At 33.1% G+C, this 23,222-nt stretch carries 18 protein-coding genes and 2 pseudogenes; 10 read left to right on the top strand and 10 right to left on the bottom strand.

The window, feature by feature from the left end:
* Nucleotides 1–49: 49 nt before the first annotated feature.
* From CL818_RS08775 to CL818_RS08785, 3 genes are all read left to right on the top strand, one after another.
* Complete coding sequence (locus CL818_RS08775) at nucleotides 50–1,327, top strand: carboxypeptidase-like regulatory domain-containing protein (RefSeq protein ID WP_013187857.1); 1,278 nt, start codon at nucleotides 50–52, stop codon at nucleotides 1,325–1,327.
* Nucleotides 1,328–1,473: 146 nt separating this feature from the next.
* Nucleotides 1,474–2,361, top strand: a complete 888-nt coding sequence (locus CL818_RS08780; protein WP_272973757.1) for a GLPGLI family protein — start codon at nucleotides 1,474–1,476, stop codon at nucleotides 2,359–2,361.
* Between the two features lie 33 nt (nucleotides 2,362–2,394).
* A complete protein-coding gene (locus CL818_RS08785; RefSeq protein WP_286972729.1) occupies nucleotides 2,395–5,142 on the top strand; it encodes a carboxypeptidase-like regulatory domain-containing protein in 2,748 nt (915 codons plus the stop codon).
* A 3-nt stretch (nucleotides 5,143–5,145) separates the two neighbouring features.
* Here the strand turns inward: CL818_RS08785 and CL818_RS08790 are convergent, their stop codons facing one another.
* From CL818_RS08790 to CL818_RS08805, 4 genes and pseudogenes are all read right to left on the bottom strand, one after another.
* On the bottom strand, nucleotides 5,146–6,201 hold the full coding sequence (locus CL818_RS08790) for an iron-containing alcohol dehydrogenase family protein (RefSeq protein ID WP_272974108.1): 1,056 nt from the start codon (nucleotides 6,199–6,201) through the stop codon (nucleotides 5,146–5,148).
* Between the two features lie 84 nt (nucleotides 6,202–6,285).
* Nucleotides 6,286–6,990 (bottom strand): annotated as a pseudogene (gene kdsB / locus CL818_RS08795) (3-deoxy-manno-octulosonate cytidylyltransferase); the annotation flags it as partial.
* Between the two features lie 65 nt (nucleotides 6,991–7,055).
* Nucleotides 7,056–7,634 carry a DUF4126 domain-containing protein gene (locus CL818_RS08800; RefSeq protein ID WP_272973759.1) on the bottom strand — a complete coding sequence of 193 codons (579 nt, stop codon included), beginning with the start codon at nucleotides 7,632–7,634 and terminating at the stop codon, nucleotides 7,056–7,058.
* A 14-nt stretch (nucleotides 7,635–7,648) separates the two neighbouring features.
* Nucleotides 7,649–9,079 (bottom strand): ATP-dependent DNA helicase, encoded by a 1,431-nt coding sequence (locus tag CL818_RS08805; RefSeq protein ID WP_286972730.1) that lies wholly within the window; start codon nucleotides 9,077–9,079, stop codon nucleotides 7,649–7,651.
* 123 nt (nucleotides 9,080–9,202) lie between these two features.
* Between CL818_RS08805 and CL818_RS08810 the strand changes: the two genes are divergently transcribed.
* From CL818_RS08810 to CL818_RS08820, 3 genes are all read left to right on the top strand, one after another.
* Complete coding sequence (locus CL818_RS08810) at nucleotides 9,203–9,856, top strand: hypothetical protein (protein ID WP_286972732.1); 654 nt, start codon at nucleotides 9,203–9,205, stop codon at nucleotides 9,854–9,856.
* Entirely contained in the window at nucleotides 9,837–10,643 is an 807-nt protein-coding gene (locus tag CL818_RS08815; RefSeq protein ID WP_286972734.1) for a DUF3822 family protein, read from the top strand. The genes CL818_RS08810 and CL818_RS08815 overlap by 20 nt, the downstream gene beginning before the upstream one ends.
* Complete coding sequence (locus tag CL818_RS08820; RefSeq protein ID WP_286972735.1) at nucleotides 10,640–11,176, top strand: RsmD family RNA methyltransferase; 537 nt, start codon at nucleotides 10,640–10,642, stop codon at nucleotides 11,174–11,176. The genes CL818_RS08815 and CL818_RS08820 overlap by 4 nt, the downstream gene beginning before the upstream one ends.
* A gap of 558 nt (nucleotides 11,177–11,734) precedes the next feature.
* On the opposite strand, the gene corA is transcribed toward CL818_RS08820, so the two are convergent.
* A complete protein-coding gene (gene corA / locus CL818_RS08825) occupies nucleotides 11,735–12,826 on the bottom strand; it encodes a magnesium/cobalt transporter CorA (RefSeq protein WP_286972737.1) in 1,092 nt (363 codons plus the stop codon).
* 38 nt (nucleotides 12,827–12,864) lie between these two features.
* Nucleotides 12,865–13,647: a tRNA pseudouridine synthase A gene (locus CL818_RS08830; protein WP_502692240.1), complete on the bottom strand. Its 783-nt coding sequence runs from the start codon at nucleotides 13,645–13,647 to the stop codon at nucleotides 12,865–12,867.
* 147 nt (nucleotides 13,648–13,794) lie between these two features.
* Between CL818_RS08830 and CL818_RS08835 the strand changes: the two genes are divergently transcribed.
* Nucleotides 13,795–14,514, top strand: a complete 720-nt coding sequence (locus CL818_RS08835; protein WP_286972740.1) for an SDR family oxidoreductase — start codon at nucleotides 13,795–13,797, stop codon at nucleotides 14,512–14,514.
* Nucleotides 14,515–14,576: 62 nt separating this feature from the next.
* On the opposite strand, the pseudogene CL818_RS13595 reads toward CL818_RS08835, so the two are convergent.
* A pseudogene (locus CL818_RS13595) lies at nucleotides 14,577–16,067 on the bottom strand (CLIPPER-2 domain-containing protein).
* Between the two features lie 948 nt (nucleotides 16,068–17,015).
* A complete protein-coding gene (locus tag CL818_RS08840; protein ID WP_272973765.1) occupies nucleotides 17,016–18,719 on the bottom strand; it encodes a C45 family autoproteolytic acyltransferase/hydrolase in 1,704 nt (567 codons plus the stop codon).
* Between the two features lie 158 nt (nucleotides 18,720–18,877).
* Between CL818_RS08840 and CL818_RS08845 the strand changes: the two genes are divergently transcribed.
* Both CL818_RS08845 and CL818_RS08850 read left to right on the top strand, forming a co-directional pair.
* Nucleotides 18,878–20,230, top strand: a complete 1,353-nt coding sequence (locus CL818_RS08845; protein ID WP_272973766.1) for a M28 family metallopeptidase — start codon at nucleotides 18,878–18,880, stop codon at nucleotides 20,228–20,230.
* Nucleotides 20,230–20,802, top strand: coding sequence for a YdeI/OmpD-associated family protein (locus CL818_RS08850; protein WP_414646440.1), 573 nt, complete (start codon nucleotides 20,230–20,232; stop codon nucleotides 20,800–20,802). The genes CL818_RS08845 and CL818_RS08850 overlap by 1 nt, the downstream gene beginning before the upstream one ends.
* Here the strand turns inward: CL818_RS08850 and CL818_RS08855 are convergent.
* Both CL818_RS08855 and CL818_RS08860 read right to left on the bottom strand, forming a co-directional pair.
* Nucleotides 20,799–22,067, bottom strand: coding sequence for a Y-family DNA polymerase (locus tag CL818_RS08855; RefSeq protein WP_272973768.1), 1,269 nt, complete (start codon nucleotides 22,065–22,067; stop codon nucleotides 20,799–20,801). The genes CL818_RS08850 and CL818_RS08855 overlap by 4 nt on opposite strands.
* The gene (locus CL818_RS08860; RefSeq protein ID WP_013187874.1) at nucleotides 22,064–22,429 is read right to left on the bottom strand and encodes a S24 family peptidase; all 366 of its coding nucleotides are present in this window, start codon (nucleotides 22,427–22,429) and stop codon (nucleotides 22,064–22,066) included. Before CL818_RS08860 ends, CL818_RS08855 begins: the two co-directional genes overlap by 4 nt.
* Nucleotides 22,430–22,482: 53 nt before the next feature.
* Between CL818_RS08860 and CL818_RS08865 the strand changes: the two genes are divergently transcribed.
* Complete coding sequence (locus CL818_RS08865; RefSeq protein ID WP_272973769.1) at nucleotides 22,483–23,205, top strand: CPBP family glutamic-type intramembrane protease; 723 nt, start codon at nucleotides 22,483–22,485, stop codon at nucleotides 23,203–23,205.
* The last annotated feature ends 17 nt before the right edge of the window (nucleotides 23,206–23,222 follow it).

The following is a 23,222-nucleotide window of genomic DNA, read 5'->3' on the forward strand; positions in this document are numbered from 1 at the left end:
TATCAAAAGTAAATTGAGTATATTTAAAAGTCTCAATTTATAATTAGTTATGAAAACAAATATCACACCAAAACTACGCATTCCCTATTGTTATGTTGCAATACTTTTCTTGTTTGTAATAAATATTGGACAAGCACAAGACTCATTTACAACATATAAAGGAGAAGTTGTTAATGAGGCTAACAATGATCCTTTAGTATTTGCAACACTAAGTGTAGAAGGTACAAATATTAGTACAGTTACCAATTCTGATGGTCTTTTTACTCTTAAAGTACCAAATACAATTAAAGATGCAAGGATCGTAGTTATGTACTTAGGGTTTACTCCCAAAACATTCTTGTTATCCTCTTTTAATAAAGAACGTACAAAAATTGGTTTGAGTGAGGTAACTACACAGCTTAATGAAGTTATGGTACAAACTAATAAAAATGCTAAAGCAATAGTTAAAAAAGCCCTTAGTAATAAAGGCGAAAACTATATGAATAGCCCTAAGAGAATGATGGCGTTTTATAGAGAAACTATAAAGAAAAGAAGACGTAATGTGTCTTTAGCAGAAGCTGTTATTACCGTTAATAAAGAATCTTATGATTCTTTTAAATCAGATAAAATTGCACTTTTTAAATCTAGGAAAAGTACAGACTACTCTAAGTTAGATACCATTGCATTAAAATTACAAGGTGGTCCATTAAATGCATTGTACGTAGATGTCATGAAGTATCCTGATTATTTTTTGAATTATGAGGATTTTGATAAATATAAATTCACCTTCGATGAGCCTACTATAATTAATGATGAGTTAGTGTATGTAATTAATTTTAAGCAAACTAAAGCGCAAGAAGATGATCCGCTGTATTTTGGCACACTTTATATTAACTCAAATACAATGGCACTTACAAATGCTATTTATAATTTAAATGTAGAGAACAGAGCTGCAGCAAGCGCATTATTTGTAAGGCGTAAACCGTCTGGAGCTAATGTTTACCCAACAGAAGCTGTTTACAGAGTAAACTATAGACAACAAAACGGAAAATGGTATTATGGTTATAGTAACGTACAAATTGAGTTTGTGATAGATTGGGATAACAAACTATTTAACTCTAAATACACCTTACAGAGTGAAATGGCAATTACAGATATTATAGATAACAACTCTGAAACTATTAGAAATAGAGACCGTTTTAAACAATCTGCTATTTTAGTAGATGAAACCTCAGGATTTACAGATCCAGATTTCTGGGGAGCTTTTAATGTTATAGAGCCAGATAAATCGATAGAATCTGCTATCGACAAAATACAGAAACAATTAAGAAAGCTAGAAAAGTCTTAAATCACTATTTAACTTTTATGTATTTAACCTTCAAAATTAATTTTTTGAAGGTTTTTTTCATTTCCACATTAAACCTTTTAATTTTTTAAATGTCATAACCATGTAACAATAGGTGCTTTATAAAGTCTTATTAAAAAACTATACCAATGAAATATATTTTTACCTGTTTAGCAATAGTATGCACTATTGCACTTCAAGCCCAAAGTATTAGCGGAAAAGCTACATATGAAAGTAAGACTACTGTCGATATGGATGGTTTTGGCGGAAGAGAGATGACCGATGATATGAAGAAGATGATTATGGAGCGTATGAAAAGTATGCTCGAGAAAACTTACATTCTTACATTTAATAAAAATGAATCTTTATATACAGAAGAAGAGCATTTAGAAACTGGAGCTTCCGGTGGCGGAATGAGAATGATGATGAACAGTTTTTCTGCTGGTGTTCAATATAAAAACACAGAAACAAATGAACTTGTTGAGGAAAATGAATTCTTCGGAAAGCAATTTTTAATAAAAGATACTATCCAGAATATAAACTGGACACTTACCAAAGAATCTAAACAAATAGGCCAATACATTGCTTTTAAAGCTACAGGTGTAAAAGAATTATCTGACACAGATTTTCAATTTGCAAGACGTCGTGGTGGTAGAGATGGAAACCGAAGAGGTCGAAATGAAAATGATACCGAAAAAAAGCAAGATACTATAGAAGACTCTAAAAAAGACCCGCTTGAAGAAATAGAGATTCCTAAGGAAATAGAAATTACTGCTTGGTACACTCCACAAATACCAACGAGTACAGGACCAGGTGAATATGGTGGTCTTCCAGGATTAATTTTAGAACTTAATGCACATCGTACTACAATACTTTGTTCTAAAATTGAAATGAATACTAAAGATACTTCAGACATAAAAAAACCTACAAAAGGTAAAGAAGTATCTAGAGAAGAATACCAAAAGATTGTAAAAGAAAAAACCGAAGAAATGCGTGCAAACTTTAGAGGTGGCGGTCGCGGTGGCAGACGTTTTTAATCTTACATAATACTTACTAACTCACTCTTACTTATGAAATTTTTAAAATCTATTGCTACAATAGGGCTGCTCCTTGTATGCGTAATTTCAGCACAATCACAAAGTATAACTCTTGAAGGAACTATAAAAGATAGTATTGGTAATCCTTTAGAGTTTGCAAATATAATTGCTAAGATAAAAACCACTTCAGAGGTTGAAACTTATGCCATTACCAACCAAAATGGTAAATACAGAATAGATCTTCCTAAACAAGAAACTTATACATTAGTAGCTAGTTTTTTAGGATTTGATCCTTCAGAAAAATCTATTACTGTATTAGAAACCTCTCAAGATTCGCAATTAGATTTTACATTATACCCGTTAGCAGATCAATTAGATGATGTAACTATTGTATATGAAATGCCTGTAACTGTTAAAGGCGATACTATTGTGTATAATGCAGATTCTTTTACCAATGGTAATGAACGTAAACTTGGTGATGTCATGAAAAAATTACCTGGTGTAGAAATAAATGATGATGGTGAAATACAGGTTGAAGGAAAAACTGTACAAAAAGTAATGGTTGAAGGAAAAGACTTTTTTGATGGAGATAGTAAACTAGCCACAAAAAACATTCCTGCAGATGCTGTTGAAAAAGTTGAAGTTCTGAGAAACTACAATGAAGTAAACCAAATGCGAGGTTTAGGAAACGATCAAGACAATATTGCCATAAATATAAAGCTTAAAGATGGTAAGAAAAACTTTTGGTTTGGAGAGCTAACAGCTGGTGGCGGATATTCTGATGAAGATGAAAAAGAGCGTTATCTAGTTCAACCAAAGTTATTTTACTACAGTCCTAAATATAGTATTAACCTTATTACAGACTTTAATAATATAGGCGAAGTACCGTTTACCTTTAGAGACTATTTTAAATTTACAGGTGGTTTTAGAAACTTTAATAGAAACGGAGGAACTAACTTCGAGGTTAGTCAAACCGATCTAGGGTTTGCTGTTGCAAAAAACAATAGAGCTAGCGCATTAGAAAGTAAATTTCTTGCAGGTAACTTTAGTTATGCGGTTAATAAGTCTTTAGATATTAGTGGTTTTGGTATACTCTCAGACAATAAAACTAGTATTATAAACAACTCCATAAGGCAGTATATTGCTTCTGGATCTGTAGAAACTACTAATAGTACAAATGACCAAAGGAGCCAATTAGCAATGCTAAAATTAAGCGGTTCTTATAAGCCAAATACTAGCTTACAGGTAGATTACGATGCCTTAATAAAAACATCTAAGCAGACAGAAGATAACTCAACACTTTCCATTTTTGATACCAACACTAATAATATCTTAGAAGGAAAAGAAACAAAGCCCTACTCTATTAACCAGAATGTAAATGCTTATTACACGCTAGATGAAAAAAATATTTTTGCAGCACAGGTACAACATTTATATCAAGACGAAGATCCATTTTATAATGCTATAACTGAGTTATTACCGTTTGATGGTATTTTACCTATAGATGAAGACCAAAGCCTTTTTGATATAAATCAAAATAAAACTATTAAAAGTCATAAGTTGGATGCTAAAATAGACCACTATTATGTCTTGAATAACTTAAGTAATTTAAACTTCACGTTAGGATCTACGTATAGTAACCAATCTTTTAACTCTAGTATCTTTCAAATTTTAGATAATGGCTCTCAAAATTTTCTTAATGAATCAGATCCTATAAACTCTGAAGGTGATACAATGCCATTGGTAAATGATGTACAATATCACTTTGCAGATTCATTTTTAGGATTACATTACAAAGTTAAATCTGGAAGTTTTGTATTCACACCAGGATTAACATTACACAATTATATACTTCAAACAGATCAATTAAACCAAACTTCTAAAACTACAAATTGGACAGTTTTACCAGATTTAAACGTGATCTATAATATTAAGAAAAGTGAAAACATTCGTTTTAATTATGCCATCTCTAATGAATATACAGATGTAAATAATTATGCTGAAGCCTTAGTATTTAATAATTACAATAGACTTTATGGAGGTAATAGAAATTTAGAGAACTCTTTATCTCATACTTATAACTTAAACTACTTTAACTTCAACTTATTCAACTTTACAAATATTAATGCGGGTTTAAGCTACACCAAGCGTATAGATGGTGTAAAAAACAATACAAATATTGTAGCCATTAATCAAGTGTCTACGCCTGTAAACATTGATAGTAATTTTCCAGATGAAACTTTTACAGCATTGGGTAGGTTTAGTAAGACAGTTAAAAAGATAAAATATAATTTAAGTGCCAATGTAAGTTTAAGTAAGTCTTTTAATAATATTAATAATGAGATAAGAGAAAGCGAAAGCTTTACTCAAAACTATAGCGGTAGCATACAGACAAATTTTAATGAAGCTCCAAATTTTGAGTTAGGTTACAGATTAAATGTAAATAACTATAACAATGGTGGTTTAGAACAAACGTTTTATACACAACAACCATTTGCTAGGTTTGATGTAAACTTCCTTAAAGATTTTACATTTGATGCAGAATGGGATTTTTACGATTACACCGATAAGAATGATACTGTAGAAAACAGATATTCTTTTGTAAACGCAAACCTATATTACCAAAAGGGAGATAGTCCTTGGGAGTTTAAGTTACAAGCTAGTAATCTCTTAAATACAGAGTTTATTAATAACGATAGTTTTAATGAACAGTTTAATACTACAACACAATATTTTGTATTACCAAGAATATTAATGTTTGTGGTAAAATATAACCTGTAGATCTTACATCTTAAGGAAAAGCGCCTTAAGAGTAGCCTCATTCATCACCTCTTGCCAGTTTTTGCCCAGTGCATTTTCCCAAAGAGGTGTAAGTCCTAATGAAACATCGACCATGGTTTGAAGTTGTTGTTCTGTTAGGTCTTTACATAAACCTTGTGGCAAGGTGATGTTATGTTTGGCTTTCATTTCTTTAAATAGAGCAACACCTTTAGGGTAATAGTCTTCTAGTTTATCAAACACAATACAGTTACCTATACCGTGCTTTGTTCCTAAAACATAAGACATACCATAACTCATAGCGTGCGCAACACCAACTTGAGAGTAGGCAATACTCATACCACCATGCCAAGACGCCATCATAAGTTTAGCGCGAGATTCTTCATCTTCAAGATTCCCTAAGAAAATCTCTTTACAAAGATCGTAGGCTTTATCGCCATAGCTTTGGCTAAAAGCATTTAAATAGGTGCCATTTAAAGACTCAATACAATGTATGTAACAATCCATACCCGTATAAAACCATTGGTCTTTAGGTACGGTTTTAGTTAGGTCTGGATCTAAAATTACTTGATCAAAAGGAGTGTAATCTGAATTTATGCCTAATTTCTTTTCTGGTCCTGTAAGCACAGTTGTTCTAGAAACCTCTGCTCCTGTTCCACTTATAGTAGGAATACCCACATGATATATGGCTGGAGATTTTACTAAATCCCAACCTTGATAGTCTTTGGCCTTTCCTGGATTTTTGAGTAAGATTGAAACCGCTTTAGCTAAATCTAATAATGTACCGCCACCAATACCAATAATACCACTAGGCAGTAATTGAAACTCTTCTTTAAGTTCAGTTACTATTACATCTACCTGAGAAGTTTTAGGTTCATAATCTGCCGATATATATTTTATGACATCATTGCCTTTTAGTTTAATCCTATTAATAAATGTGTCATTCCCCTTAAATACATCATCTACCAGATATACAAAAGGTGCACCTACAGCTCGTTTTTTATTAAGAATTGTAGGTAGTTGATCAAAACAGCCATTTCCAAACACAATACGAGGCACCATCGGAAAGTTTTTGTGTGGATTATTAGCAGTATCAAAATTTGAAACGGCAACTTCAGATTCTTCTACATTATCCTTAGCATTTAAAATACGCTTGGCATTTTCTAAATCTTCTGGAGTATCTATTTCTACACTGGTTGCAGATGTTACAACCATTTTTATATTCTTACCATTTTCTAAATAGCGAATACATTCAATTTTCTCTGAAGCCTCTAGCCTACCCATTGGTAGTTTGTAAAAATCTAATAGAGCTTCTTTTCTAAACGCATAAATACCTTTGTGTTTGTAATACGTAGTATCTACATCTTGATCTCTAGGATAAGGAATTGGTGATCTAGAAAAGTACAGTGCAAAATTATTTTCATCTACAATTACTTTTACAGAATTAGGGTTTGTTATTTCATCATTATCCTTAATTACCTTCATTAGAGAGGCTAAGTCTATTTTATCTGCATCATCTTGATAAAAAACATTTAAAACATCTTTTAAGCTTTCCTTATCTGTAAATGGCTCATCGCCTTGAACGTTTACCACAATATCTACATCCATGTGTTCTACAGCTTCTGCTATCCTGTCGCTACCACACTCGTGTTCTTTTTTACTCATTATAGCCTTACCACCTTGAGAGGTAATTTCATTATAAATAATGTCGCTATCTGTAACAACAAAGACATCATTAAATAAACCAGTAGATACAGCAGCTTCGTAAGTGCGTTGTATTACTGTTTTACCATTAAGGTCTTGCATAAGTTTTCCAGGAAATCGAGATGCAGCGTATCGCGCAGGTATCATGGCGATTACTTTAAGAGAAGTAGTGTTCAAAATCATAGCTTTACTTAAGATCAAAAATAAGAATTTTAGCGTGTAACAGGTTTCTTTTTAGAAAAGAGTTTGGTGTAAAGTTTTTTAGCGCTAAAAATGATAATTACAACGAAAACTAAGGCTAATAAAGGAAAAATTAATGCGGTAAGAGATAATGTGGTTGCGCCTATAGTTTCAACAGTACTTACTACAGGATTTGCTATTCCGCCAGTAGTTGCAGAAGATGCTGCTCTAGTTGCACTTGTGGTGCCAGAGATAAATCCTGCGGTGCCACCACCTGCTATAATTGCTAATACCCACATTAATAATGGGTCTACATCTGCCATTGTTGCAAACATGACACAGGTTCCAGCAACTGCTGCCAATGGTACAAAGATAGTGTCTAAAAGATTATCAAAAAAAGGAATATAGTAAGCTAAGATTTCAAATACTGTGGCTACAGCCAGAGTTACTATTGTAGTACTATGACCTATCCAAAGCCAATTATCTTGCAACGGGATTACATTGTAATATGCCGCAATACTTAATACTAGTAAAGGTAAAAATACTCTAAAACCTACTGAGGCTGCAAGACCTATGCCCAAACAAATACTTAAAAAAAACTCTAAACCCATAATTAAATATACACTTAAAATGAGTTGTCTTCAAACATTTCATTTTTAAAACCTATAAGATAAAGTTTAGATTTTGCTCTTGTAATTGCCGTATACAACCATCTTAAATAATCTTTGTCTATACCATCTGGTAAATAAGGTTGCTCAACAAATACAGTATCCCATTGTCCACCTTGAGATTTATGACAGGTAATTGCATAGGAGAATTTAACCTGCAAAGCATTAAAAAACTTGTTGTTCTTAACCTTTAAGAATTTCTGATATTTGGTTTTAACATCGGCATAGTCTTTCATTACTTCTTGATAAAGCTGGTTAGACTCTTCAAAGGACAGTGATGCGGTGTTAGAGGTTAATGTATCTAACAATACAACAGTTTCAAAAGGCTTCATATTAGGATAATCTACCATTTGTACATTTACTTCAGCAAAACGGAAACCATAAAGTTCTTTTATGGCGAAGATCTCAAGTACTTTTACAATATCCCCATTGGCTATAAAACCAGCATCTGTTGTAGGTTTTACCCAGAAATAATTATTCTTTACGACCATAAAATAATCGCCTGCAGATATTTCTTCTTCTTGAAATAAAATACGCTGCCTAATGTTTTGATTGTAAAGATTTGCCCGTTTGTTGGACCTTACAACAATACAAGTATCCTCATGCCCTAATTGGGAGTAAGAATCATTAATGGCATCCATAATTTCATGACCATCAATTAATCGAATCACGTCTCCTTTTTGTGTAATATTAAATTTAAAAGATTCATAAAAGCCATCTTCTAAAATATGTCTTATTTGGGTGGCATTTAAGAGAATGTCACTTTCTTCACTTTGNCTTACAACCTCATTAAGCTCAATATGAGTAACTTCTCTATTGTAATCCAACATTAGTTTCTTCTCATCTAANGCAGGACTAATATCTAATTTTACTGGTGGCAGCTGTGCAGTATCTCCNATGAGAAGTAAGCGGCATTTAAAACCAGCATCAACAAACTCAATGAGATCGTTTAAAAGTGATCCATTTTCAAAAAGTTTAGCATCACTTGGCNTATCTGGAATCATAGAAGCTTCATCGACAATAAAAAGTGTATTTCTATGCTTGTTTGGTCTTANTGAAAANGTAATGTTGTTATTCTTGCTTTTAGGAAAGTAAATCTTACGGTGTATGGTTTGGGCANTTTGCTTGGCATAATTACCTAACACCTTTGCTGCACGACCTGTTGGCGCAGCTAAAACCACACTTTTTCTAACTTTCCATATATTTTTTACGATTGTAGATGTGATTGTAGTTTTACCAGTTCCTGCAAAACCTTTTAGTAAAAAAAGTTCCTCAGGCTCACTATCTAATATAAATTCTGAAAGCTTTTGTAGTGCGATGTCTTGCCGAGTTGTGGTTTGGTGACCAAAATCCTGTTTTAATACGTTGTAAAATTCTTTGGCGTCCATCTAGTGTTAAAGATTCAATAAAAAGTAAAGATAGCAATGGATTTTTCCTAGCGAAACTTTTAGCATTAAAAAAAAATTGTAGATTTGCGAGTACCTTGTTAATAATAAAACAAACAGAAACTAATGAAAATAGTAATTCAACTAGTACTTTGGGCCGTAATAGCTTTTTTAGGATATTTAGTGTTCAACTCTATTTATGAGCCAGTAAAATTCAATAAAATTAAGAACGAACGTTACGCCAAAGTAATTGAAAATCTTAAAGATATAAGAAATGCTGAGCTTGCTCACAAAGAAGTTATTGGTACGTTTGAAGCAGATTATGACAAACTAATACGTTTTATTGATACTGCACAATTTGCTGTAACACAACGTCGTGATACTACGTATTTAGATGAAGAATACAAGAAAACTTACGGTGTAGACCAATATAAAGAAGATGTAGTTATAGATACATTAAGCTTTATTCCTGTAAAAGATTCTCTTTATGGTGGNACAGANCGTTACAAGACAATGATGAATATCCCAATTGATGGTGTAGACAAAAAGTTTGACCTTAAAGCTGGTTTCATTACTAAAAACGATGCTAAGATTCCTGTTTTTGAAGCTAAGGTTGCAAAGACATTAATACTATCTGACCAAGATAAAGATTTACTTGCTCAAGAAAGAGAAGTTGTATCTGTAGATGGTGTAAACGGTAAGTATATAAAAGTAGGATCTATGGAAGAAGTTAATACAAATGGTAACTGGCCAAAAACTTATGGCGCAAACGACCAATAATATCATACAAACTCCAAAAGCATTGTCCATCTTGGTTAGCCTCGATGGACTTTCTTTTTGTGTATTATCCTTTGGTAAAATCTCATTACTTTCTGAAGTTAGTTTTGAAAAGCAGCTAAACCCAATCGAAGTTTTAGAACGGTTAAAGAAAGCCCTTTCTAAAGAACAGCTAATCTCNGAACACTTTGAGAAAGTAACGCTTACTATATCTAATGAGCTTTTTACGTGTGTACCAGAAGCNCTTTTTAATAAAAACAATCTTACCAACTACCTAAAGTTTTCNAGTAAGCTACTTAAAACAGATTTTGCAGATGTAGATGCACTACCTGCTNTACAATTACATACCGTATATATTCCGTTTACCAATATTACTAACTTTATATACGACCAATTTGGTGCGTTTACGTATAGACACTCTATTTCTGTTTTTGCAGAAGCTANACTTGCTATGCAAAAGGAAAAAAGTATTGCTGTTAACNTGACATCACAATATTTTGAATTGGTTGTNATACAAGACAATGCTCTTAAATTAGCAAACCGATTTACCTACAGTTCTAAGGAAGATTTTATATACTATATATTATTTACGTATGAACAACTAAACTTAGATCGAGAAGAAGATATCCTTTATGTTGCTGGCCTNATTGAAGAAGGAGATGANAATTACGAGATGGCATTTAAGTATATTAGACATATAGNATTTTTAGAGTATTCTGGATATGAGTCTGACACGTCTTTAGAGTTACAACCTCATCAACATTTATTAATTCGCCAAGCCCTAATATGAGAATTGTTTCAGGAAAATATAAAAGTAAACGTATAACAGCTCCAAAAAATCTTCCTGTAAGGCCAACTACAGATATGGCTAAGGAAGGTCTATTTAATAGGTTAAACAACTGGTATAGCTTTAGATCAATTAAGGTATTAGACTTGTTTGCTGGTACAGGAAACATATCTTTTGAGTTTCTCTCAAGAGGTACAGAACATATTGTTGCGGTTGATAATCATAACAACTGTTTAAAGTTTATAAATACTATTGCAAAAGAATTGAACGGTGAGATNACCACTATTAAAAGTGATGTCTTAAAATATCTAGAAAAAGCTTCTGGTTCTTTTGAAGTTGTATTTGCAGATCCACCTTATGCCCTACCACAAGAAGATTTTGAAACCCTAGTACAACTCGTTTTTAAACATAATTGGTTAACCGATAACGGTACTTTAATTGTTGAGCATTCACAACAAACAGATCTTGCACATTTAGAGCATTTTACTGAAGCTAGACGCTATGGCAGTTCTGTCTTTAGTTTCTTTGAAATGTAATCTTCTACTATTCAAAACATTATAACATATTTAGCGTATTAGATTTTAATGTATCTTTAGGTAAACAACCTTAAAAACTAACACCAATGACAACATCTCACAAACCAAATGTCTTNTTCTGGGTAATAGNCATTATTGGCTTAATTTGGAATGCTATGGGCGTATTTCAATTTTTTGCTGAAAANTTTATGAAAGAAACCTTATATGAAGGCTACACTGAAGAGCAAATTGCNNTAATGGACAATATGCCCGCTTGGATTTCTGTAATTTTTGCTATTGCTGTATTTTCTGGATTTTTAGGCTGCGTACTTTTGGTAATGCGAAAAAACACTGCCGTTGCTTTATTCTTAATCTCATTAGTAGCAGTAATCATACAGATGAGCTATTGGTTATTTTTCACCAATGCTAAGGANGTTATGGGTGATGGCGTAGAATATATGCCTATAACAGTAATAGTTGTAGCAGCCATACTCTATTTTTATAGTAAGCACGCTCTAAAAAAAGGATGGCTACTTAAGTAAAAAGAAAAGGCTAGAAATTATTTTCTAGCCTTTTACTTTATAACCATTTCTTACGTTTAAAATACCAAAGTAACCCGAAGAACACAATTAACATTGCTCCCCAAAGATAAAAGTACCCATACTTAAACTGTAGTTCTGGTATATACTCAAAGTTCATCCCATAAATNCCTGCCATAAATGTGAGCGGTATAAAAATACTNGCCATAANGGTAAGTACTTTCATAACTTCATTCATTTTGTTGCTTATGGTAGTCATATACATATCCATAAGACCCCAAATCATTTCTCNGTAAATNTCTACACTTTCATTNACTTGAATAATGTGGTCGTAAAGGTCTCTTAAGAATGTGCTTGTTTTCTCTTCAATTAAAGGACTGTCTATTTTCTCAATTCTATTTACNACTTCTCTTAATGGTAAGGTAGCTCTGCGTATTTTNAGAATTTCTCGTTTTAAATCCTGAATATCTTGAGTTATATCTTTAGTATCTTCTTGTGCAAACAATAAATCCTCAAGAGTTTCTACCTTATCACTTATAGTTTCCATTACTGTAAAGTAATTATCTACCACGGCATCTAATATTGCGAACATNAGATAATCTGCTCCATTGTTTCTTATTCTACCTTTGGAGTTAGCTATTCGGGAGCGTAAGCCATCAAAAACATCNCCATCAGATTCTTGGAAGGTTAATACATAATCTTCTCCCATTATAAGAGACATATGCTCATTTATAAACTCACCATCTTCTCTATGATACATCATCTTAAACACTATAAATAAATAGTTTGCATACTCATCTATCTTNGGTCGTTGTGCAGTATCTACTATATCTTCTAATATAAGTGGGTGTATATTATAATGTTCTCCAAGCTTTTCTATTTCTTCTGTATTATGTAGCCCGTTTATGTTAATCCAAGAAATGTGCTTGGTATTGCGTTTATCAAAAGCATCTTCTATACTGTTAGATTCTTTATACTCGTAATAATCTGNTGTATAGTCGAAAACCTCTATTTTAGTAGGCAAACCACTTTTNTCTCCAGTATACTCTAAGGTTCCAGGAACTTCATTTTTTTTAGATTTTCTCCCTTTCTTTATATTCATCTTGGGAGCTCTAAATTTTGGCTTCTTCATAAGTATCTTTTATAGCACATTAAAGTTAATGCTAATTTCTATTTTAATGTAACCGATTGTAATATTAGACCACTTGCTTGTGCAATATGCGTAAGTTTTATAAACTCTGTTGAGGTAAGTGTCTTCTTAAAGAATTGCATATCAAATTCACCTGAACCTAAATCGAATAAAGCGCCCATCATTAACCGTATTTGGTGTCTTTTAAAACCTTGGCCCACAACTTTTAGCATGTAAGATTTTTCAGGAAAAAAGTTTGCTGTATATACTGTGTTTTCTGATAATTCACAAGCATCTATAACACCAATGGTTTGTGTGTCTTCGGTTGGTTTATAGGTGTAGTTCTTAAAATCATGTTCGCCTTGAAATAACGCTGCTGCTTCTTGCATTAATTCAATATTTAATGGTTTGTTGTAACAAACCATATAAGGTGCACAAAAAGGATGCATTTTTTCTCCGTACGTAAACAGGTATATATATTCCTTTAGTTTAGGGTGCTGTATTATATTAAAATTAGCATCTGTTTCTTTAATAGAGAGTGCTTTAATATCTTGCGGCAAGTTGACGTTAAAGTCTTTAAAGAATGAATCTACCTCTAAGGGTTTATCATCTATAAACAATTCAACAAACGTATTATTTACAGACACTTTAGCATCTGTACGGCCAGATGCTAGCAATTTAAATTTTTTATGCCCTAATACGTAGGCTANCGTTCTCTCTACCATACGNTCTACTGTATTAACATCNGGTTGTTTTTGCCAGCCGTGAAATCTAAATCCTAAATATTGTAATTGTATGATATAATAATAACGTAAACGCTGCACACTTTTTAATTTGCTCAAAGATATTAAAAGTGAATTTTAGGCTTAACTTATGGTAGTTTATATTATACCAACTTTAATAAAACTTTAGCGCAANNACTACCAAAGGATTATCATAAAGCCAGTATCTTTTTAAAAAAAATATATTAAATGGAAAATTTACAAGATAAAGTAGCATTAATTACTGGCGGAAGCAAAGGTATTGGGTTTGGTATAGCAGAATCATTCTTAAAACAAGGGATGAAAGTTGCTGTTACNAGCAGGTCTTTAACTAATGCAGAAGATGTTGCGAAAGAATTAAATGCTAAATATGAAGGAAAAGCAATTGGTATAAAAGCTGATGTGCGTAATTACATAGACCAACAAGAAGCTGTACGTAAAACTGTAGATACATTTGGATCTTTAGATGTGCTTATTGCCAATGCTGGCTTAGGTCATTTTGGAAGTATTGAAGAGATAACAGATAAAGAGTGGAAAGAAGTAATAGACACNAACCTAACAGGTGTCTTCTACTCTATTAAATCTGCAGTAGATGAGCTTAAGAAAAGTAAAGGTTATTTTATTTCTATCTCAAGTTTAGCCGGAACAAATTTCTTTGCAGGTGGCTCTGCATATAATGCTAGTAAATTTGGTGTTACAGGATTTACACAAGCTGTAATGTTAGATTTAAGACAACACGGTATTAAAGTAAGTACAATTATGCCAGGTTCTGTAGCCACACANTTTAANGGTCATACGCCTAATGAAGATGATGCCTGGAAAATACAAAAGGAAGATTTAGGACAACTTACAGTTGATTTACTTAAGATGCCAGAAAATGCATTGCCTAGTAANGTAGAAATAAGGCCTACTACACCNCCAAGTAAATAAAGATTTATCATATTTTAAAAGTCCCAACTGTTTATTTATAGTTGGGGCTTTTACTTTATGTTTTAATTAATTGAATAACCATCTGCTGTTGTTTGATTAGTACCAAAACCAGCTTCAAATGTTTCTGGATCTGAACCTATAGTTGTTAATGTTACATTTCCTGAGATAGTTGTTTCATCTACATCTATATGTGTTGTTCCAGTAGAAAGAGTTGCCACCCAAGATCCATCTGNATCNGTAGTTAAAGTAAATGTAAACCCATTAGATGAAATTATATTTATATCAACTCCTGCAATTCCAATATCATCACCNTTTTGAATACCATCACCATTTAGATCATTAAAAACTTGACCANTAATATAGGTTTGATCACTATAGCCATCTGGTTGAGATTCTGTAGTTGTATTTGTTGATACATAAATAGTTTCCGGATCACTTCCAAAAGTNACTAATTGAACTTGACTTGGAAAAGAATCTTCAAGAACATCAATAGTTACATTACCAGTAGGAGCTATAGCAGACCAATAACCATTAGCATCTGTTTGTACTGTTTCAGAATAGCCAGAATTATTGGTAAGTAACACATCTATACTAGCAGCATCAAGTTCTCCTACGTCATGTACACCGTTGCCATTTTCATCATAAAAAACATTACCTGTTAGTTCTCCTGTATATTCTTCTACTAGAGTTATAGTTGGATCATTTTCTGTAACAGAATCATTGTCAGATAAATCAAAAATGGTTTCTGAAAGTTGATTTAAACCAGAAACTTGAGCTTGGTTTTCTACTTCACCGTTAGCAAAATCATTTTGTGTGATAGCATAAATACCTTCATACACCCAAATTTCATTTGTTTCTAAAATGCTATTTTCATTGTCATCACCACTGGTGTATTGTATTGCTTGCACTATTTGAGGGTCTGTAATTTCAATATTAGAAATTGGAGAATCTCCTACATTATGTACATAAAATGTATAATCAATAGCATTTGCAAAAAACGCAGATTGCAACCCTNCTTTTATTAAAGCGATATNCCCAATAGGTGCTTCTGAAAAATCTTGACAAGAAACTGTTTGTCCTAAAGGTGTTANAGGCTGNTCNAAAGTATTGNTATAATNGGGTGTNGTTAAGTTATTNTCACTATCTANAANTCTGTANGNAAANTTTANATTNTCATCACAATANCCGTAGTTTAATTGAAAGTTACCATTTGTAATNGGANANTAAGATGCTTNAGANTNATANTTNATNAANATATANCCATTAGTAATNGGCTCNTCTTNNCAATTTAANAATGNACCNTCTAATGANGTTTGTANNTAATTANNTGNATTNGNNATNNTNATTTCTATNGAANNATCTTGNGANNANGGACCAATTNCANCNCTTANNANACTANCNCACATTNNNTNATTTCCNCTATNAANANTTAATTGTTCATNAGCAGGAATAATNCCACATACNNNACCATNTTCATTAGTNANNCCACTTTGTAGTANNNTNNAAATTTTCAGAATAAAGATANACAGTTTCATAACTCCTAGGTGTACCATCTTCACCTAAAAGAGTAATACAAAGTGTAACGTACTCAGTTGGTATGTCACAATTCCAGAATGAAAAATGTGCAACGTCTCCTACATACATACCATCTTGCAATGTAGCTTCACCTTCTTCTATCCAATAGCCTAAATCTTCATCAAAATACCATAATGGAATAGTTGACGGAGGACTACCTTGGGATTGTGAAACAGGAAAACGTAATTGTGCAGTAGTATTTTCTGCCAACTGTAATTCTTGACCTTTGCTTCCTCTTAACTCCACAGAAATCATCCCGTATGTAATTAAAGCTGTGGCATTTCCGGCGGTAGTTTGTGCAAATAACATTCCTGGCATTTTATCTGCCATATTCTCATCTTCTGTACTTAGATGATTTAGGATTACATTTACATCACCTGTATAAGTCAAACCACTATCATCTACAAAATCTCCAGAAAAACTTACNGAAGAACCNTCTTCTAAACTTACTGTAGCTGNACTACCGGAAGGTATAATTTGAGTGACAGATGCAGATAGTAACATAATCTTTACAAGATTGTTTCCATTTGTAGGAACAATAGCTCTGGAACCATTTACAAAGCCCAGTTTGGAAGCTTTTATGTAAGCAAATTTTGTAAAAACCGTAGCTTGTGGTACAGAGAATACTCCATTTGCATCTGTTGTANTTGTAACATCTCCTATGGTAATTGTAACATCTTCAATAGGCTCTTGCTGTTCATCTATAATTTGTCCTAAAAACCTAGCTATAATTTCTGGACCCAATTCATCTTGAATTGCTAATGGTTGTTCACCTTGTCCTCTAGGATCTCTATCGCCATTTAATGTTCGGAAATCATTATCATCATCACACGCCGTTAACACACTAAGCGTAAAAAAAATTAATGCAATGTATTTTAGCTTCATAAGAGTCTAGTTATTAAGGTGAAGGATTTTAAATATACTTATTAATTCTGTAATTTGTTTAACTGCCTTAAACTATCATCTATTTTAAGTTGAAGCATTTTATAATCTTTAGGAGAGTTTACACGTAAATCTAATGCTGCTTGGTATTTTTCTGTAGCTTCAACAAAATCTTTTATGCCATAAAAATAATCTCCAACCAATGTGTAAGCTTGCCATTGATGCGGGTTTAAAAGTATAAGCCGTTGTAATAATGCATCTGGCACAGGTTGGTTAAGTTTTATCTGTTCAGCTATTAAATTGTAAAGCGATTTATAAGATGCATATTTGTTATACGTCTCAGAATTTAGAAAAGGATCTTCTGCTATAACTTCTTTTAAATAAGCAACACTAGTAGTTACAGCTACTGTATCTTCAAAACGGGCAAAACTTTCTTTAACATCATAAGACACATATTTTCCCATATTATAAGAGTGTGCAGATACCCACAGCTTATAATCTTGTGGTTTAAAAACAATACCGTGGTGTGCTTTTAATTGATTTATTGCGCGTTTATTGCCAAAGCCTAAAAGAGAATCCTGTAAACCACGCTTTTCTCTTAATACCTTAACTGCTTTTTTAGGAGTCATTTTATCTTCTGCATTTAACAGCTCATACATACGCTCAAATCTATGCATGGAGTTGGTATTATAAGTTGCATCTCGATTGTAAGGGTCATCATAAAATGCATCACTTTGAAAATGATTGGCACAAACTATAGTCGTTGTATTTTCTGCTCTATACACAGCTTGTTGCTCGGCAGACTTTTCAATAATTAAAGCTTCACGTTCTATAGCACTTCCTATTAGGATAGATTCACTTGCAAAGACATTAAAACCTTCTGCTATGCGTCTTGCTTCGTAGGTATTTTTAGAATATTGTAATATTTCTCTAGCCACATAACTTATAGGTGTTTGCGCTTCTTTTTCTGTATGAGATAATCCAGAGTTTATTGTTACCGTTATTCCATATTCATTCATACCACTTACAACGCCCATAAATCCTGGCCAAGAATAAGTAACAAATCGATGTCCCTTATCTGGTTTTATAAACGTAATAAGCTTAGTTTCATTAAAGGCTTCATTTATATGAAAATCATAATTACGAGCAATTATAAGTTTACCATCAAAAGATTTGTTGCCCCAAACTGCAAAAGATGAGCATCCAGACTCAAAGATTTCTTCAAAGTCATGTGCAATATCTGGCAACGCCTGCAAGTACCATAATCTGTTAATAGGTTTTATAAGTGTGTCTAAAGTTTTGTCTGTAAATTTAGCCAAGCCAGATAATTCTCTGTAATACTCGTTAGGTATGCTTTCGTCAATATTAACTGCGTAGGAATTGTAAAATTTTGAAAGTTGATTAGTACTATCTTTTCCAGAAGCAGCATTAGTTATTCTTTTTACTAAAGCTTGTTCTTGTTTTGTTATAAGTTCGCGAGTTAAACTTCCTGCGGCAAGACCTCTTTGATAGGCATTACCTTCTAAATACAATTCCCAAATACCAAATTGGTTTTTGTGTAACTGATTTTTACCTACTCTATAAAATGTATCGTTAACTTTCTCTCTAAGCGTATCGTTAACTGTAATTGTATCAGTAACCTTAGTTGTAGCTACAAAAGGTTTAGCAGTGTTAAAAATAGCTACACTACAACTAATGGTGAAGAATACGAAGACACATAAAATGAAACGTAGTAATAATTTAAGCATCAAGAGATTTAAGAGGTTTTCAAGCTGAAATATACATAATTTAAACTCAAATTAATTTTTACAATTTGTAATTCGCTACATTTTTAAAATGGTTTTAATATTCATAAAAGACTAAGAATGTATATATTTAAATATTAACCAAATTTAACCATATAACCATGTTTAAACCTTTCAGAAAATTATTTTATATAAGCTGTTTAACGCTATTTATAACTTCTTCTGTAACACAAGCCCAACGCATAAATACCAAAATATATGATATTATTGATGCGGTTTCTGCTGAACGTATAGAGGCAGATATCACCACATTGGCAAATTTTGGAACTCGCCATACGTTAAGTGATACCATCTCTAATACTCGAGGAATTGGTGCTGCAAGACGATGGATAAAATCTGAGTTTGACAAGGTCTCCTCTAATTGTAATAATTGCCTAGAAGTGTTTTATCAAAACAATATTGTAAAAGAAGATGGCCGCCGCATTTTTAAAAATGTTAATGTGGTTAATGTTGTTGCTATACAAAAAGGAACAACCTATCCTAACCGCTACGTAATTATGAGTGGTGATATAGATTCTCGCGTAACAGATGCTAATGACGCTACAAGCGACTCGCCTGGAGCTAATGATAATGCAAGTGGTATGGCTGGCACTATTGAAGCTGCACGTGTGTTAAGCAATTATTCTTTTGAAAATAGTATTATCTATGTTGGGCTATCTGGTGAAGAACAAGGATTGTATGGCGGAAAAGGTTTAGCAGAGTATGCCAAGGAAAATGGCTGGGATATTATTGGAGTACTTAATAATGATATGATTGGTAATATTGAAGGTGTAGATGGTGTGATAGACAATAGAAGCTTTAGGATATTCTCAGAACCTGTACCACCAAATGAAACAGAGCGTGAGCGAAATGCAAGACGTTTTTACGGAGGCGAAGTAGATGGCATATCTAGACAGCTGGCACGTTACATTCATAAAACAACTAAAACCTATATGCCAGAAATGAATCCTATGATGATTTACAGGTTAGATCGTTTTGGGCGTGGTGGCCATCATAGACCATTTAACGACGTTGGTTTTCCAGGCATACGTATTATGGAAGCACATGAAAATTATACACAACAACATCAAGACATACGTACAGAAGATGGTATTGAGTACGGCGATAAACTAAAATTTGTAAACTTTAAATATGCTGCAAAGTTAACTGCTGTTAATGCCATAAATTTAGCAAGTTTGGCTTGGGCACCGCCAAGCCCTAAAAGTGTGAGTATTGGTGGTATTGTAGAGCCAAGTGCAAAATTATCTTGGAGCGCTGTAAAAGGTGCCGTGGCCTATAAAGTATATTGGAGAGATACCACTTCTCCTACTTGGGATAATTTTAGAGTTGTAAAAAATGCCACAGAAGTAACTTTAGATGGTATCGTTCTGGATAATTTCTTTTTTGGTGTATCTGCAATTGGCGAACACGGACATGAAAGTGTTGTTGTATTTCCTAACAATATTATGAGATAATATTGGAAAGGCCAGAACTTTATTTTCTCAGAGATGTAGAGTGGCGAGCTTGGCTACAAAACAATTACAATAATTTTCCAAACGTTGTATATTTAATCTTTTATAAATTAGAAAATAACCAACCTTCTATGCGTTGGGAAGAAGCTGTTAAAGTAGCGTTGTGCTTTGGATGGATAGATAGTACTGTAAAAAGCTTGGGACATGGCAAGCGCCAACAATATTTTTGTCCAAGACGAAAAAAAAGTCCTTGGAGTGCTTTAAACAAGTCTTATATAAAAGAATTAACAGCTAAAGGCCTTATACACGAAAGTGGTTGGCAGAGTATAGAGAGCGCCAAAGAAGATGGCAGTTGGACTATGATGGATGCTGTTGAAAACGGTATCATACCAGATGATCTTAAACGCGCTTTTTCTAAACATGAAAATGCTTTTAAAAATTACGAAGCATTTAGTAAAGGTTATAAAAAAAGCTATCTCTCTTGGCTTAATTCAGCAAAACGAGAAGCTACTCGCCAAAAACGCATCACTCAGATTATAAATCTTTGTGAAGCTAATATAAAAACACGCTCTTAAAACTTAAGCGTTAACAACTCATCCCATTGTGTGGTATATCTAGGACTGCGTTCTTTTCTTATAAGTTCCCATTCTTCATTTCTAGAACCTAATAATGCCGACTTTATGGTAGATTTTCCATACTTGGCATTTATAGCATCAAAAGTCTTCATAAAGTCTTTTTGCTTCCAAGATTTAGGGGTCTCAAACAAATTACCTTGCACAAACTCTTTGGGAATAATGCCCGTTAAACAAACACCTACTTTCTTGTAGCGGTAACCTGGCTTATAAATACGATGCAGCGCTTTTCTTGCTTCAGTAATAAGTGTAAAGGTATCATGTGTAGGTACAGATAAGGTTACTGTCGTACTTTTAGAGTACTGCTTGTCTATATCACTATGATAATTAGTATGTATAAAAACTTGCAAATATGTGGCACAAGAGTTTTGTTGCCTCAACGTTTCTGCAACTTCACTTATATAGTAACTACAGGCTTCTTCAATAAGGTCTAAACGCTCTAATTTATGTCCAAAAGACTTAGCTGTGCCTATACCCTTTTTTGTTTTGGGGATCGTTTGTATTTCTAGACACTGTTCTCCTTTTAGCTCTTTCCAAATACGCTCTCCCACTACGGTTAAATGTTTACGCACCCAAGATAAAGACATAGCTGTAAAGTCTAATCCTGTATGTGTACCTAGAGTTTGTAAACGCTCGGCATGCTTTTTTCCAATACCCCAAATGTCTTTTATCTTAGCCCATTGCAAAGCTTCAATACGTTTATCTTCAGTATCTATCACCCATATATAATTAGAGGTTTCAATCTTCTTTGCCATACGGTTTGCCAATTTTGCTAATACTTTAGTTGGTGCTATTCCCACACCAACAGGCAAGCCTGTCTCCTTAAAAATGGTGTCTCTAATTGTCTTGGCCACATCTTCTAAATTAAAGAAGGACATACCAGAAAGATCTACAAAAGATTCGTCTATACTGTACACTTCAACCTCTGGAGAAAATCGTGTGAGAATATTCATGACACGTTGAGACATTTCTGCATAAAGCGTATAATTAGAGGAAAAAAATGTGACATTATTTGCTAGAAGTTGATCCTTAATCTTAAATATCGGTTCAAACATAGGGATGTGCGCCAATGCCTTAGCTTCTTTGTTAGCTGCTATAATACAGCCATCATTATTGCTAAGAACCACAACAGGTTTTCCTTGCAAGTCTGGACGAAATACCTGCTCTACAGAAGCATAAAAGCTATTACAGTCTACAAGTGCAATCATCTTATCGCGTGTATTATATAGGTTACAACTCCCCAAAGCATAAATGCATTTGTTTCAGACTGCTTCGGAATTCTAAGAAGGTTAAATTCACCATCTACAATAACTAGTGCTAAATCATTTTCTTTAGCAAGTAGAGATCGATCTATAATAAGTACATCATTTTCAAAAATGAGATGCTCCGGATAGTTTTCCATAATTCTCACATAAAACGTAGCATCTTTGTTACCTATAAGCTCTTTATTCAAATCTATAACTGCTTCTTGATAATGCGTTGCAGGACTAGGAAATCCAGTTTGTTTAGAGACTTCTGCTTGGTGGCGTTCTGCAGGACGTTGTACTTTATGTGCATTAAAAATTTCCATACCACAAAACTACAAAATTGGATTATTTCCTAAAGTTGGATTATTTCCAACTTATGAACAATTTTAAAAATGAACTATATTCGCTCAAAAAAGCGTTGACAGCACATCAAAAAACTCAGAACCTCTTTAAAAACTATGGCATTGCTGTATTGTGTTTCTTAGCATACTTTACCTTAGTAGGCATATTAACTGTGGTGTTTCCTGAGTTACAATTAGATGCTATAAAAGACACCAGATTAGATGCTATGATTAAAGAGAACCCATTAAAGTTCTTTATTCTAGCTGTTATTCTTGCTCCTTTATTGGAAGAAGGTGTTTACAGAACTTTAATAGCCCCTAAACCTTGGGAAATAGCATTCTTTTTAGCTTGCTTAACATTACTCTTTGCAGGACGTTTTTTTCCAGAAGATGTTTTGTGGTGGCTAAAGTGTATTATTAGCGTGTTGTCTTTAGTTATAATTTATAAATTATTTAGAGAACTATTACCTGTACAACTAACTCAACAAGTCTGTAACATACTAACAAGATTTAAAATTCCTATTGTAATAATAAGTTCTATAATCTTTGGGTTTGCACACGTTTATAACTATGTAGATAGCTTTATAATAACACTGCCTTTATTTATAGCTATTGTGCCTAGAATTATTTTGGGACTTTTATTTGCTAAGGTTAAAATTGAAAACAATGGGCTACCTTGGGCTATGTATTTACATGCTATAAATAATGGTGTCATTTTTATAATAGCATACCTTAACTATAGCTATCAGCCACTTTAGATTCTGTATATTTGACC

The organism is Croceibacter sp. (genome assembly GCF_002716225.1).
GTDB classification, from domain to species: domain Bacteria; phylum Bacteroidota; class Bacteroidia; order Flavobacteriales; family Flavobacteriaceae; genus Croceibacter; species Croceibacter atlanticus.